Origin of the sequence: Mycobacterium sp. GA-2829 (genome assembly GCF_001499965.1) — a bacterium.
Lineage (GTDB): Bacteria > Actinomycetota > Actinomycetes > Mycobacteriales > Mycobacteriaceae > Mycobacterium.
Genome location: NZ_LQIT01000044.1, coordinates 29,589 through 42,796, shown reverse-complemented (window position 1 = coordinate 42,796; position 13,208 = coordinate 29,589). Strand labels below are relative to the sequence as shown.

At 66.6% G+C, this 13,208-nt stretch carries 14 protein-coding genes and 1 pseudogene; 8 read left to right on the top strand and 7 right to left on the bottom strand.

What is annotated here, in order from left to right; all coding sequences use genetic code 11:
• Nucleotides 1-444 (top strand): annotated as a pseudogene (locus tag AU194_RS31975) (hypothetical protein); the annotation flags it as partial.
• Between the two features lie 13 nt (nt 445-457).
• On the opposite strand, the gene AU194_RS23115 reads toward AU194_RS31975, so the two are convergent.
• From AU194_RS23115 to AU194_RS23105, 3 genes are read right to left on the bottom strand one after another with little or no spacing between them, the layout of a single operon-like run.
• The gene (locus AU194_RS23115) at nt 458-1,387 is read right to left on the bottom strand and encodes an alpha/beta fold hydrolase (protein ID WP_059091598.1); all 930 of its coding nucleotides are present in this window, start codon (nt 1,385-1,387) and stop codon (nt 458-460) included.
• 55 nt (nt 1,388-1,442) lie between these two features.
• Nucleotides 1,443-2,102: a type II toxin-antitoxin system VapC family toxin gene (locus tag AU194_RS32290; protein ID WP_082698809.1), complete on the bottom strand. Its 660-nt coding sequence runs from the start codon at nt 2,100-2,102 to the stop codon at nt 1,443-1,445.
• Complete coding sequence (locus AU194_RS23105; RefSeq protein ID WP_059091597.1) at nt 2,099-2,368, bottom strand: hypothetical protein; 270 nt, start codon at nt 2,366-2,368, stop codon at nt 2,099-2,101. Before AU194_RS23105 ends, AU194_RS32290 begins: the two co-directional genes overlap by 4 nt.
• 119 nt (nt 2,369-2,487) lie before the next feature.
• Between AU194_RS23105 and AU194_RS23100 the strand changes: the two genes are divergently transcribed.
• The 3 genes from AU194_RS23100 to AU194_RS23090 all read left to right on the top strand — a co-directional run bounded on the left by AU194_RS23100 (nt 2,488) and on the right by AU194_RS23090 (nt 4,905).
• Nucleotides 2,488-2,772: a type VII secretion target gene (locus AU194_RS23100; protein WP_059091604.1), complete on the top strand. Its 285-nt coding sequence runs from the start codon at nt 2,488-2,490 to the stop codon at nt 2,770-2,772.
• Nucleotides 2,773-2,896: 124 nt separating this feature from the next.
• Entirely contained in the window at nt 2,897-4,144 is a 1,248-nt protein-coding gene (locus AU194_RS23095) for a hypothetical protein (protein ID WP_231743555.1), read from the top strand.
• Nucleotides 4,145-4,194: 50 nt separating this feature from the next.
• Nucleotides 4,195-4,905, top strand: a complete 711-nt coding sequence (locus tag AU194_RS23090) for a hypothetical protein (protein WP_059091596.1) — start codon at nt 4,195-4,197, stop codon at nt 4,903-4,905.
• A gap of 86 nt (nt 4,906-4,991) precedes the next feature.
• Here AU194_RS23090 and AU194_RS23085 read toward each other — a convergent pair whose 3' ends face one another.
• Nucleotides 4,992-5,327, bottom strand: a complete 336-nt coding sequence (locus tag AU194_RS23085; RefSeq protein WP_082698807.1) for a DUF732 domain-containing protein — start codon at nt 5,325-5,327, stop codon at nt 4,992-4,994.
• Between the two features lie 222 nt (nt 5,328-5,549).
• Between AU194_RS23085 and AU194_RS23080 the strand changes: the two genes are divergently transcribed.
• Both AU194_RS23080 and AU194_RS23075 read left to right on the top strand, forming a co-directional pair.
• On the top strand, nt 5,550-6,677 hold the full coding sequence (locus tag AU194_RS23080) for a zinc ribbon domain-containing protein (RefSeq protein WP_059091602.1): 1,128 nt from the start codon (nt 5,550-5,552) through the stop codon (nt 6,675-6,677).
• Nucleotides 6,678-6,687: 10 nt separating this feature from the next.
• Nucleotides 6,688-7,635, top strand: coding sequence for a DUF732 domain-containing protein (locus AU194_RS23075; RefSeq protein WP_059091601.1), 948 nt, complete (start codon nt 6,688-6,690; stop codon nt 7,633-7,635).
• A gap of 21 nt (nt 7,636-7,656) precedes the next feature.
• On the opposite strand, the gene AU194_RS23070 is transcribed toward AU194_RS23075, so the two are convergent.
• Genes AU194_RS23070 through AU194_RS23060 form a run of 3 tightly spaced genes read right to left on the bottom strand, consistent with a single transcriptional unit; the run spans nt 7,657 to nt 10,252 of the window.
• A complete protein-coding gene (locus AU194_RS23070; RefSeq protein ID WP_059091595.1) occupies nt 7,657-8,550 on the bottom strand; it encodes a MetQ/NlpA family ABC transporter substrate-binding protein in 894 nt (297 codons plus the stop codon).
• Nucleotides 8,547-9,260, bottom strand: coding sequence for a methionine ABC transporter permease (locus tag AU194_RS23065; RefSeq protein ID WP_059091594.1), 714 nt, complete (start codon nt 9,258-9,260; stop codon nt 8,547-8,549). Before AU194_RS23065 ends, AU194_RS23070 begins: the two co-directional genes overlap by 4 nt.
• Nucleotides 9,257-10,252, bottom strand: a complete 996-nt coding sequence (locus AU194_RS23060; protein WP_059091593.1) for a methionine ABC transporter ATP-binding protein — start codon at nt 10,250-10,252, stop codon at nt 9,257-9,259. The genes AU194_RS23065 and AU194_RS23060 overlap by 4 nt, the downstream gene beginning before the upstream one ends.
• A gap of 158 nt (nt 10,253-10,410) precedes the next feature.
• On the opposite strand from AU194_RS23060, the gene AU194_RS23055 reads away from it, so the two are divergent.
• Nucleotides 10,411-11,328 carry a MetQ/NlpA family ABC transporter substrate-binding protein gene (locus AU194_RS23055; RefSeq protein ID WP_059091592.1) on the top strand — a complete coding sequence of 306 codons (918 nt, stop codon included), beginning with the start codon at nt 10,411-10,413 and terminating at the stop codon, nt 11,326-11,328.
• Entirely contained in the window at nt 11,325-12,674 is a 1,350-nt protein-coding gene (locus AU194_RS23050; RefSeq protein WP_059091591.1) for an LLM class flavin-dependent oxidoreductase, read from the top strand. Before AU194_RS23055 ends, AU194_RS23050 begins: the two co-directional genes overlap by 4 nt.
• Nucleotides 12,675-13,208: the final 534 nt, after the last annotated feature.

The window sequence follows — 13,208 nt, the reverse complement described above, 5'->3', positions numbered from 1 at the left end:
GGGGGGGGCCCGGGGTCACCGCTGCAGACGCATCCGTTGGCTCCGCCGCCGACGTTCCTACCCGCGGAAATTCAGCAGTTGTTCGTCCGGGCGTTCACCGAGGGGGTGCGCGACCCCGGTCGCCGGCCGAGCGCGGCGGAATGGCGGGACAGCCTGCTGCGGCTGCGGTTGACGACGTGTTCGTCAGGGGCGCACCGTGTTCCGGTCGGTACGGAGCGGTGCCCGTGGTGTGCGATCGACGAAGAGCGCCTCGCACGCCGGGGCGCGCGCAGCCGGCCGCGGCCCGTGGTGCGCGCGGCGCCGGTTGTCCGGTCGGCTTCCACCTTCGGGGTGAGCACGAATATCGTTGTTGTCGGATTGATTTCGGTGTCGGTGATCGTCGCGATACTCGCGGCGTTCATCGTCTGGGCGATACTCAGCGGCGCGTCGACGTTCGGGGTCTGACGCTCGCCAGCGATCAGAGGTGCGCGCGGACGAAGTGGAGCACCTCGTCGGCGGTGGCGAAGCCGCCGAGATGGCTCTCCTCGGAGCGCAGGACGAGTTCGGCGTCGGGCAGCAGCTCGACCGCTTTCTGCGCATCGGTGAGCGGGACGATGTGGTCGGCGTCGCCGTGCCACCACCGCACCGGGGCGGCCACCTCGGCGAGGCGAAAGCCCCAGTCGCGCCCGAAGAGTCGGGCGTCGTCGACGATGGCCTGGAAGCGTCCGCGGGCGACCAGGACGAGGTCGTCGATGAACATGCCCTCCATCTCGGGGTCGTGCAGCACGCGGCGGTCGCCCTCGGGGGTGGTCATCGCGTAGGCAAGGCAGGCGTAGTGCGCGGCCGGGAGCAGCGGGGTGAGAAGCGTCGAGATGAATCCCGCTAGCGGACGGCGCAATTCGTGTAGGACGGGCGCGAAGCGGCGGGCGAGGTCGACGGCGCCGGTGGCCAGAGCGTCGGGCCCGACGGAGGGGACGACACCGCCGAGGACGGCGACGGCGGCGACGCGGCTGGCCAGCGGTGGGATGGCGGCGCAGGCGAGGGCGTAGGGTCCGCCGCCGGAGAGGCCGACGACGGCAAGGCGGTCGGCGCCCAGAGCGTCGGCGACGTGGGTGACGTCGGCGGTCCAGTCGGCCACGGCGTCGTAGGGGTGCGGGTCCGACAGGCCGGTGCCGGGCCGGCCGAGCAGCACGACGCGCAGGCCGAGTTTCTCCGCGGCGCGGCGGCCGAGGAGCGGGAACTGGCGGCGTCCGCCGGGGGTGCCGTGGAACCAGAGCACCGGGTCGCCGGACGGGTCACCGAACTCGGCGTAGCCGAGGCGGCGGCCGTCGGGCAGGTAGAAGCGGCCCTCTGCGCGCGGCTTGTCGACGCGCGGCACCCGGTAGGGGTGCCGCATCAGAGTGTTCATAGGTGTCACCTCGCTGCCTGAATGTAACGGGGTGCAGGTGGGTGGCGGCGCGAAATTAGCGGAGTTCGAGGCGGCCGTCCGGGCGCGGGACGACCTCGAGGCGCTCACCCGCTGATACCGCCTCGGCGAGAGTGGCCCGGCCGACGCTGAGGACGCCGGACCGCGCGCGGTCGGGGCCGTTGCGCGGGTCCCACCGCACCTCGAGTTCGCGTCCGCGGAGGACGAGGAGTACGGACGTGCGGGCGCCGGGGAGGGCGGGTTTGGTTGCGACTGGGATCCGGATGCGCCCTGCGGCGAGGTCGGGTGCGGTGACCGGTTGGGTGAACAGCGTTCCCGCCTTACCCGCCAGCGGCACTCCGAGTTCGGCGGCCCGGGCGGCGAGCTTGGCGTCGAAAGTGGCGATGGCGGCTGTGTGATGCTCGGCGGTGTAGAGGACGCAGCAGTCGGGCATCCTGAGGCCGGTCGTGGCACGCAGTTCACCCAGGCGCCGAGCGCTGCCGGCGGGTAGATCGAGAGACTCGACCTCGAGGCGGCTCAGGAGATAGTCGAGGAGGTCTGCTCGCTCCGCCGCTGCCGCATAGATCTCGGCAAGCGTGACGACGCTGGATCCGAGTGGCTCGGACGCATGATCTGCGAGCAGGTCGGCGGCATCGGCGTGATGGGCGTCGGCGGATTCGAAGTGGGCGATCAAGACGCTCGCGTCGAGGATGATCACTCGGGCCAGTCCTCGCGGAGCTTGTGGAGATGGCTGGCGCCGAACACCCCGGTCAGCGCGCCGCCGGTTTCGTCGATCGCTTCTTGGCGGGCGCGACGCATCTCGATCTCGTTGTGCGCGAGCGTCTTCTGTCCAACCAGGATCAGTTGGCGCAGCAGTGCTCCGGGCCTGTCTGCGAGCTCGGGCCAGGCGCGACGTGCGTCATCGAGAGCGCGGCTGATGTCGTCGGTCTCGGTGATTGCGTGGCGCCGGTGGTCGGTCGGCATAGGGAAGAGTGTAACACCGAAGGCGTTGGTGTAACACCGTCGATGGAGATTAGCGGAGTCGGGGGTGTCCGCGGTGCCGCAGAATCAGAACATCATGGAAGCGGGTGCGGAGGGTGGCGATGCTGGTCGATCCGGAGATTCTGCGCGCATTTGCCGGTCGGGTGGATATCGCGGCCGGGGATATCGCCGCGGCGGACGTGGGCGGCAAGACTTCTTCCGCGGGAGATGCGCTGCCCGGGTCGACGACGCAATGGGCGGTAGAGGCAGTGGGGAAGCACTTCAATCAGATGGCGACCCGTCTAGCGGAGAACGTGACGAAGATGGGGACAGCGGTGCGCGGCGCGGGTGACACGTTCGAGGTGGCCGACGACGCGTTGGCGGGACAATTTGACGGGCTGTTCTGAGCGGTGTTGCCGTCACGAACCACCTTGAGAGGCTGGAAGCCGGATGCGCTCGCAACCTCCGCGGATGCGGTGGCTGCCGCCGCGGAATCGGTCGAAGGCTCGGTGAAAGGGATCGACAGCGCGTGTGGCGCGGATGCCGGAGACACGAGCCTGGGAGGGACGCTCCCATGACGCCGCGAGCGCAATGTTCGGACGTGCGAACAAGGACGCGACGAAGCTGTCGGAATACGCCCGAGCTGTCGCGACGGCGTTGAGAACAGGGAGCTCAGTCATCGGAGGCGCCAGATCGGCGTTGTTGAGTAAGGCCGACGCCGTCGACGCCGGGCCGTTGAACGTGTCCGATCAGTGGGTCGTGTTGATCGATCCGGTGAGAATGTCCGCTGAAGACTTCGCGGAATTGGAGAAGCTGGCCGCGACCGAACAGGCTGCGATCAACAAGCTGTTGACCGCAGTCGGAGACGCCGATGAGGACACAGCCGGCTCCGTCACGGCGGCTGGTGGGCGATTCGGCTTCGTCGAGTCTCGACCGTCCAACGACCCCTTCGCCATCCCCAGCGCCCCGCATCGACCGGCCGACGAGGTGCCCAACCCGCGAGACCCGATCGGGATGCTCAACCAGCAGGCGCTGCGCAATGGAGACATGGCGGTCACCCTCCGCGAAGTCGTCGAATCCGAGAATACGATCGGCGAAGAAGTCACGACCGTTCACATGCAGGACGGCAGCAAGCAAGTCATAACCAAGAAGGATCCGTTCGACTGGCCAAGCCGACAGAACTTCATCACAGTGGAGCAGTTCGACAAAGACGGCGAGGAGGTGTCGCGGTCGAGCTCGTGGCATGACCTCGGAAACGACTGCGACTACACCTCAGTCACGTGGCCGGATGGGTCGAACTTCACCATGTCCATGGATCCGACGGGGCATCGCACCGCTGGCTTCACGACGGCGGGTGGCCGACATCAAGCCGTTCCGGTGCAGTTGATCGACAACATGTCGCTCGGCGCCGGCGCGGCGTTGTCCGGCCTCGAGGCGCATGTCGTCAAGGGAGGCAGTCTGCCGATGCTCACCGCGGCGTCCGTGGAGGACATCGGGAAGGCGGCGAAGTTGGGAGGCCCGGCGCTTGGCGTGGCGACCACCGTCTTCGACATGGTGATGGCTGAATCGGGTCGAGATGCATGCATCGCGGCCTTTGGTGGTGGGAGCGGTGGATTGGGAGGTTGGGCACTGGCGGAGGGCGGGGCGATGGCGGGCGCCGCGACCGGACCGCTGGCGCCGGTCATGGTTCCTACCCTTGCAGCCGGCGGAGCTCTCCTCGGAGGATGGGGCTTTGCGGAACTCGGGAAGAAGATCGGAGACGTACTTTGTCCGTACTGAACCTGCCGGAGCCGGCGGGTTGGGACTCGAGCGGGCGCAGGCTGACCTGGATGGCCGTTGTCGCGGTGCTCGTTTTCCTGCCGGGCGTCGTGTACGCCGGACGCGCTGCGATGCGGGGACACTATCTGACGGCTCTGGCGTTGACCTGTCTGGTTGCCTGCCCGGTTCTCCTCGTTGTGGCCTTGCAGTTGGTACGCAGCGGCCGGACGTCTCTTCGTGCCGAGCAGGATTCAAGCGGCACGATGCTGTTGCCGGATAAGAGATTCAGCGTGCTCACGCTGATGGGTCTCGCACTCGCAATCGTGGGCTTTCTTGTGATCGCGGTCGCTACGCCGTTGCGGACGTTGGACATCCCCATGTCCGACGGGATGCGTACATTCTCACCGTTCGTGGCGGGTTTCGGTGCGGTGGTCGGTGTCGTCGGCTTGATCACCGGCTGGCGGCGAGGCGGCGTCGGCTATATCGAACTGACGCCGTCCGGGATCGACATCGCGAACATCGCGTACACCGAGTCGGTCGACTGGGCGGACATCGACGACGTGACCGATACCGCGGACACGAAGAAAACGCGAAAAGCGGTCGTTCTCCGCCTCCGCGACGGCAGCGAGAAGGTTATCGACGGCGCCGACTTCTATGTACCGCAGGGTGTGCCGCTCTATTGGATGGTTCGACACTATTGGGGACATGCTGACGACCGCCGAGAACTTGTTGACGGTCGCGCGCTCGAACGGCTCGAGTGCGCCCGTTTCGAAACCTTATAGGGACAGCAGGAAGTGAAACCGAAGCCATCTTTCGGGACCTATTCGGAATTGCAGTCGTTGTGAATTCACCGGCGGCCGGGTGGACTTCACGCCACCTTGTTCCAGGGGCAGTACGTCATATAGGCGATGACGACGTAGTCCGCGGCGTGGTCCCAATCGAACGCCGGGTTGTCGCGTTGAACGAACTCGACGACGCGCGAGTGGGGCACGTTCAGGTCGAGCTCGCGGCAGACACCGCGCGCGTACATCGTTGTTCCGTATGGACTGGTGTAGGTGATCCCCACTTCGTCGAGACGATGGAGGAAGGCTTGGTCCTGCGGCGTCGCGCCGGCTGGGGGGCTTATGGCGGTCGCCGTTGACAAGCAGCTCAGGATCAGGCCGAGACCGGTGGAAAACCGGTTGAGGGCGTTGCGGTGAAGCATGGCGTTTCCTGGCTGTCGGGTGCTGTGCGCTGCGATAGATCATGACAGCAAATACGGGCTGAGCGGGCGTCATCAGGCCTTTAGGAGCCTGGCGGGGCGAGCGCCCGGCCAGCCGGACGACCGGGGCTGGATTCGGCAAAGTCACCATCGTCGGCGATACCCGTCCTGCGAATGTCGTTCGATGCGCATAATCTAAGCGTCCGGTTGCTGAGGGGGCGTGGGATGGCGGGTGACTCAACGCCGCAAGCAGGGTGGGCCGGAGACGGCGAAGCCCCGACCGTGCTGTGCCCACAGGGCCACGTCAATGCCTGGGACTACAAATTCTGCGGCCAGTGCGGATCTCCCATCGGAGTGATCGCATACCCCGAAACGGACATCGACCCGGACAGCGAGGCTGCTGAGCCATCGAGTCGGCGTCCCTTTGTCGTGGGCACGATCGTTGTAGTCGCGGTGGTCGCCGTCGTCGCAGCCGCGGTAGCACTTTGGTTGACTGCAGTGTCGTCGGATGACGACGCTGCAGCGCCGAGAGCGGACCGGCCCGACGGGGGAGCAACGCCGATCACGGGCGGGGCCCCCGCGTGCATCGAAGCTCCACTGATCGAGGCCGAATCCGTGGACATGACGCCGGACGGCTTGACCATCAGCGCCGCATTCACTTCCCTGTGCCCGGGCGGAAACACAGAATCTGGGTCGGAAGTCCGGATAACGGCGGCTGCGGGACAGCGAGACATCGCTTCGGGTCTGTTCGACTTCGCGGCGACGCCGTTGGCGATGAAGCCGGGAGTGGTGGCGCGTCGAGTTCTGGTGTTTCCGCCTGGTGCGTATTGGCGTACCCCCGACATGTTCTCAGGGGCACCTGATCTGGTGTTCCATGGCGGTGGCGAGTCGAAAGGGGGCGCGAAGCCATCGGACGCCGACAGATTGGTCGCAATAGGACCGGCCAAACCGGAGCACGGAAGTGTCGAGGGTGTGGCTGACGCCGTCCTTGAAGAGTTGCGCGACGCCGACTACGGGTACGCGTCAGCAAGCATCGCGAATCGTTGGGTTCCCCAGATCAGTTCGAAGAAGGCCGGGATCGTCGTGGACGGAAGGACGCTCACAAGCGCCGATGTGCTCCGTGACCACCTCGACGCGCGGCGGAAGTACAGCGGGGCGCGGCTGTTGTGGTCGGGGCACTGGACGACGTTCAATTCGCCCGACTGGTGGGTGACGGTAGTAGGTCCGCCCAAGCTGACGGCGACCGAGGCGAACGGCTGGTGTGATTCCGAGGATTTCGCGGTCGACGATTGCTTCGCCAAATTCGTGAGTTCGTTGTTCGGTGTCGAAGGCACGACGGAGTATCGGAAGTGAGCGGATGCCCATGACGTTCTGTGTGTTCTGCGGTGCCGCGCTGACCGACCCGCAACGGTGCCATGCGTGCGGGGCCGTCGAGGTCAACGGCACGTGGCAGGAGTCCGACAGTGGCGTCGACTACGGACCGGCGAACGTCACCGGAACGGGTTGGAGGCCGGACCCGACTGGACGTCACGAGGGCCGATACTTCGTCGGCGGTCAGCCCACCGACCTCATTCGTGACGGCGGCGAAGAAGCTTTGGACGCGACGGGCAAGCAGCAACTGGAACAGCTTGGGCACCAGCCGCAGTCAGAGGCTGTACCGGAGGTCAGGCGAGGACGGCGTCGGGCCTGGGCCGTGGTCGGCGCCGCTGCCTTGGTTGTGGCGCTGGCGGCCGGGGGCGTAGCGGCGTATCTGTACATCAATCGTGATCGCACGACCGTCGAGGACAAGTACCTCACCGCCTTGCGAGAGGAAGGGTTCTCGGCCGAATTCAACTCCGACGCCAACGCGGTCGCCCACGGCAAGCAGGTATGCCGGGAGATGGAGGAAGGGAGCCCCCAGCAGGGGATGCCCGCGGATGAAGTCGCCGTGCAGTATTTCTGCCCGCAGTTCGCCGAGGGCTTCCACGTTCTCGAGACGGCGACCATCACGGGGAGCTTTACGCTCAAGGACGACGACCCGAATCCTTATTCGCCCGCGATCGAACTCGACGGGTCATCGTGTACGGGGGCCGGTGGATACTCCGATGTCAATCCTGGAACACCGGTGACGGTGAAGAACGGTAAGGGCGAGATTCTCACGACCTCCTACCTTGAGCCCGGGAAGGGTGGCCGGTACATGTGTACGTTTGGCATCACCTTCCAGGTCACCGAGGGTCACGATCAATACGTCGTATCAGTGGGCCGCAGAGGCGAACTCAGCTTCACTTTTGATCAACTCAAGGCGAACGGGGTGTCGCTCGTTCTGGGGTGAGTAGGCCCCGCTCCCGACGGACTACAGCGGCAGCAGAATTCCCTTCACGCTGGGATCGGTGGCCAGGAACTGCTGCACCGCAGGGTCTTTGAACGTCTCCACCAGCTTCTTGATGTTGTCGGTGCCGGCCCAGCGGCTGCCGATGGTCAACTGCCCGGCGAACTCGTCCGGTGCGGGCGGGGCGAAGATCTGCTGCTGCAACGGGATCTTTGCCGCCAGGTAGTACTCGGTGTAACCGACCGCCGCGTCGAGGTCGGGCAGCGAGCGGGACTGTGCGGCGAAGTCGAGCAGCGTGAACTTGAGGTTCTTCGGGTTGGCGACAATGTCCTTCTGCGTAGCGGTCCACTTGTCGACGGTCGAGTTCAACGTGATCAGTCCCGCACGCTCGAGCAGCCACAGCCCCTGCGCCTCGTTGGCCGGATCCGAGTACAGCGAGACGTTCGCCCCGTCGGGCAGCTGGTTGACGTCGGTGTACTTGTCCGACGAGATGCCGAAGCCCCACCGGAACACCGGCGTGGCCGCTTCCTCCTGGAAGTCCGGGTTGGCCTCCAGCACCTGGCCCAGCCACAGCTTGTGCTGGTAGATGGTGCCGGCGACCTCACCGTCGCTCACGGCGCGGTTGATGGTGTTGCTGTCCGCCAGCCCGCGGAACCCGACCTTGATGCCGTGCCGGGGCGCGACCTCGCGGGAGATGTACTCGATGAGCGCCTGCTCGGCGGCGTTGCCCTCGTTGGTGGCGACGATCAACGTCGCCCCGGGAATCTCGTTCGCCGACTGGGCTTTCCCGAAGAACAGGAACCTGCCGGCGACGAGCACGGCCACCACGAGCACCAGGCTCCCGGCGATCCAGATCCACTTTGGTCTCTTCTTGAGTTCGAACCCGTGGTCGGAGCTGTCGATTTCGGTGGCGGTCATGCGTTGACGGTTCCTCTCACGCGGGTATGCGGGGTGGTGAAGCGGACCAGGGCGTCGCCGATCAACTGCACGGCGGCGACGGTGACGACGAGAATGACGATGGTGGCCAGCATGACGCCCTGGTCGAAGCGCTGGTAGCCGTAAGTCACTGCGACATAACCGATCCCACCCGCACCGATAGTGCCGGCGATCGCGGAGTACTCGATCATCGCGATGATGTTGATGGTCAGACCGCCCAGGATCGACGGCACGGCCTCGGTGAGCTGTGCGGTGCGAATGATCTGCACCCGCGATCCGCCCGCGGCGCGGGCCACCTGGACCACCGACGGCGGCACAGAGCGCAGCGAGTTCTCGACGATGCGGGTGAAGAACGCGATCCCGGCCAGCGACATCGGCACCACGGCGGCGGCGATCCCGATGTTGGTGCCGGTGATGAAGCGGGTGAACGGCATGATCGCGGCCATCAAAATCAGGAACGGCAGCGACCGGCCGATGCTGATGACCCAACTCAACGCCGTATGCAGCCCGGGGTTTTCGAACAAGCCGCCGGGCGCCAGGTTGTGGACCAGCGCGCCGAGCGGGACGCCGACGAGCACCACGATCGTCATGACGATGCCGACCATGATGAGGGTGTCCAGCAGCGCCGGAAACAGCAGCGCCGGAAGCTCGTTGAGCGGGACCTTGGCGTTGGCCAGCAGCGTCTCGGTCATGCCGCGCTCCGCACACGCTGTTCACCGGTGGAGAGGCCGTAGCGCGCCAGCACGTCGGTGACCCGGCCGCCCAGGTCGGCGGGGACGCCGAGGGTGGCGGACCCGACGGTGACGCCGTGCACCTCCTGCACCGACGCCCCCAGCACGGCGATCGGCGCGCCGAGATCGAGGGACGCGCGGGCGATCCAGTCCGACGGCACGTCGGGCGAGTCGTAGACGACGTGCCAGACCTGCTGGCCGTCAATGGCTTTCGATGCGACACCCTGCGGGCGCAGTTCGGCGCCGAGCGTCGACTGCGGATCGGTCAGCAGGTCCACCAGACGACCGGATTCGGCGATGCTGCCGCGGTCCAGGCGGGCGACCGAGTCGGCGATCTTGAGGACGGTGTCCATCTCGTGGGTGATGAACACGATCGACAGGTCGAGGTCGTCGCGCAGCTCACGCAGCAGGGCGACCACGGAGTCGGTGGTGGTCGGGTCGAGCCCGGCGGTGGCCTCGTCGGACAGCAGCACCGAGGGCCGCAACGCCAGTGCCCGCGCGATGCCGACGCGCTGCTTCTGCCCGCCGGACAGCTGGAACGGATAGTGACCGGCCTTGTCGGACAACCCGACCCGGTCGAGCAGTTCGGCGACGCGGGCGCGGGATTCGGCCGCGGTCACCCCGAGGTAGTCCAGGGGCAGGGCGACATTCTCGGCGGCGGTGCGCCGTTCGAACAGCCCGGCGGACTGGAAGACGGTCCCGATGCGGCGGCGGGCCACCCGCAGCTTCTGCGACGACAGCGTGGTCAAGTCCTCGCCGTTGACGACGACGGAGCCCGACGTCGGCGCGGTGAGCAGGTTGATGCACTGGGCCAGCGTGCTCTTGCCGGCGCCGCTGGGGCCGACCACGGCGAGGATCTCGCCGGCGTCGACGCGGAAGTTGATGCGGTCGAGGACCATGGTGCGGTGCTCGCCGTGGCCGTAGACCTTGGTCAGCTCGGTCAGCTCGATCATGAGTGCCCTTCGAGGGGAGATTGTGCGCAGGCGTCATCGCCGATGCGGCAACCGTGGCAAATCGGGCGGCCGCTCAACAGCTTTGCGATCACGGTGAGTAGATCGCGGTGATTCAAACTGTGGGCGGTGCGCCGATTCTGCGTCACAGTGCTGGTCTCATGAGCATTGATGAATCGGTGTCGGCCGCGCCGGCCGACCCGCATGGCTTCACGCTGAGGAAGCGCCGCCGCTGGCCGTTCGTGTTGATCGCCGTGGTGGTGATCGCCGCGGCGGCAATCTTTTTCGTGGTGCAGCGTAGTGGCGGCACGACGTCGGCCAACGAGACCGCCGGCGCCACGCTCGACGTCGTCTACCTGGACTCGAATCCGGCCGAGAAGGCGATCATCGAGTACATCGCCGAGAACGTCGCCCCGGACTACGACGTGAACGTCGGTGCGGTCGGTCTGGGGGACAGCACCCAGATCAACCAGGCGATCAGCGACGGCCGCTACGCCGGGACCATCTTCCAGCACCGGCACTGGCTGCAGCAGGTGCTCGACGCGAACCCCTCCTTCAAGGAGGAGGCAGCGACGGGCCCGTTCTTCCACTGGGTGTTCGGGATCTGGTCGGACAAGTACAAAAGCCCGCAGGACCTGCCGGACGGCGCGACGGTGTCGCTGCTGGCCGACCCCGCGAACAACGCCCAAGGCATCTGGTACCTGGCGCAGGCCGGCCTGGTGACGCTGCGGCCGGACGCGGACATCACGGCGCTGACGGTCAAGGACATCGTCGGCAACCCGAAGAACCTGCAGTTCACGTTGCTGGACTTCGGCGCGCAACCCCGGGCGCTGCGCGACCTCGACGCGATCGTCGGATACGCCGAGTCGTTCCTGGCGGCCGGGGTGAGCGAGGACAAGCTCATCTTCGCGCCGAAGTCGCCCGACGAGTTCGCGTCGGTGCTGACCGTCGGCAGCGACTACGTCGGCACCGAGAACGTGCAGAACCTCATCAAGGCGTTCAAGGATCCCCGGGTGCAGGAGTTCATCGCGACCGATCCCGAGGTGAAGAAGCTCGCGCTGCCCGGTAATCCGGCGTGAGCGCACGGCAGTTGCACCTGGGCGTCAACGTGCTGTCCGACGGGATGCACCCGGCAGCATGGCAATTCCCGGGCGCGGACCCGAATTGGTTCACCGATCTGTCGTACTGGATCGACGTCGCGCGGATCGCCGAGCGCGGCACGCTCGACGCGTTGTTCCTCGCCGACAGCCCGTCGTTGTTCCAGAAGCCCGACGAGCCGTTGGTGGCGCCGCCGCTGGCGCTGGATCCGATCGTGCTGTTGTCGGCGTTGGCGTCGGCGACGACGCATCTGGGGTTGATCGGGACGGTGTCGACGTCGTTCGAAGAGCCCTACAACGTGGCGCGCCGGTTCGCGTCGCTGGACCATCTCAGCGGCGGCCGGGTGGCGTGGAACGTGGTGACGAGCAGTGATCCCTACGCGTGGAACAACTTCGGCGGCGGTTCTGGTGCCCCCGCGCAGCCGGACCGCCGCGAGCGGTACCGGCGGGCGGCGGAGTTCATCGATGTGGTTCGGGCGCTGTGGGATTCGTGGGATGACGACGCGGTGCTGGCGGACAAGGCGACGGGGGCGTTCAGCCGGGTGGGGGCGATCCGGACCATCGACCACCGAGGCGAGTTCTTCTCCGTGGACGGGCCGTTGACGCTGCCGCGCACGCCGCAGGGGTATCCGGTGCTGTTCCAGGCGGGTGGCTCTTCGGGTGGGCTGGAACTGGCGGCGCGGTATGCCGACGGGGTGTTCGCCGCGCAGGCGTCGCTGCCGGATGCGTTACGCAATGCCGCTGAACTGCGTTCCCGGACAGTGGCGTACGGGCGTCCGCGGGACTCGATCCGAATCATGCCGGGGTTGTCGTTCGTGCTGGGCAGCACGGAGGAGGAGGCGCGGCGGCGCAACGACGAGCTCAACGAGCTGGCGGGGGAGCGGCGGCTGGCGCATCTGGCGGGGCAGCTGTCGGTCGACGTGAGCGAGTTGGCCTGGGACAAGCCGCTGCCGCAGTGGCTGCTCGACGGGGCGGTGACCGACACCGGGTCGCAGGGGGCGCGGGACATCGTGGTGAACCTGGCGCGGCGGGAGTCGTTGACGGTGCGGCAGCTGCTGGACCGGGTGATCACGTGGCACCGACTGGTGGTCGGCGGCCCGGAGCAGATCGCTGATGCGATGGAGGAGTGGTTCGTCGCGGGCGCGGTCGACGGGTTCAACCTGATGCCGGATGTGTTCCCGTCGGGCCTGGAGCTGTTCGTCGACCATGTGGTGCCGATCCTGCGGGACCGCGGGCTGTGCCGGCGGGAGTACGCGACGTCGACGCTGCGCGGGCATCTGGGGTTGGCGCGGGTGCCGGATGGTCGGGTGGTGGCGCGGGCGGGGTGAGGGGTGCGTGTGCGGACCGCTGCCTGCACGTCCTCTAATCGATTTTGCTGGCTGCGATGGTTTCTCCCCAGAAGTGAGAAGTTGGTTGAAATCCGGCGAAAGCTGGAACCGTCGTGGGCCGTCCCCCGACGCCCGGCTGCTGGGTGGCTGACCGCCGCGTCCGTGCTAACGGCAGAACGTTGCTTCGGATAACGAATGTGGGCCTTAGGTGATTACATGTAGTGGCGTCACCAGCGGTGAACTGGCAATTTGTTCATTCGATAAGTACGGCGAGATAGTTCGCTTTAAGCTGCGACCGTGGTGATAGACGCTACGCCTACCGGACCGCTTGATCGGTGACGTGCGCTTCAATGCGCACCGGTATGTGTCGCGCAGGACAATTTGTCGGAGTCGAACGCTATTGTCGCCACCACGGCGAAGCGAGGTTTGCCGAAACACGATTGTGCGAGGCGAATTGGGGGACCTGCGGTGACTGACGTCAACTACAGCGGGGCAGTGGGTGAAGCGGCAAGGGAGTTGAACGGCTGGCTTTAC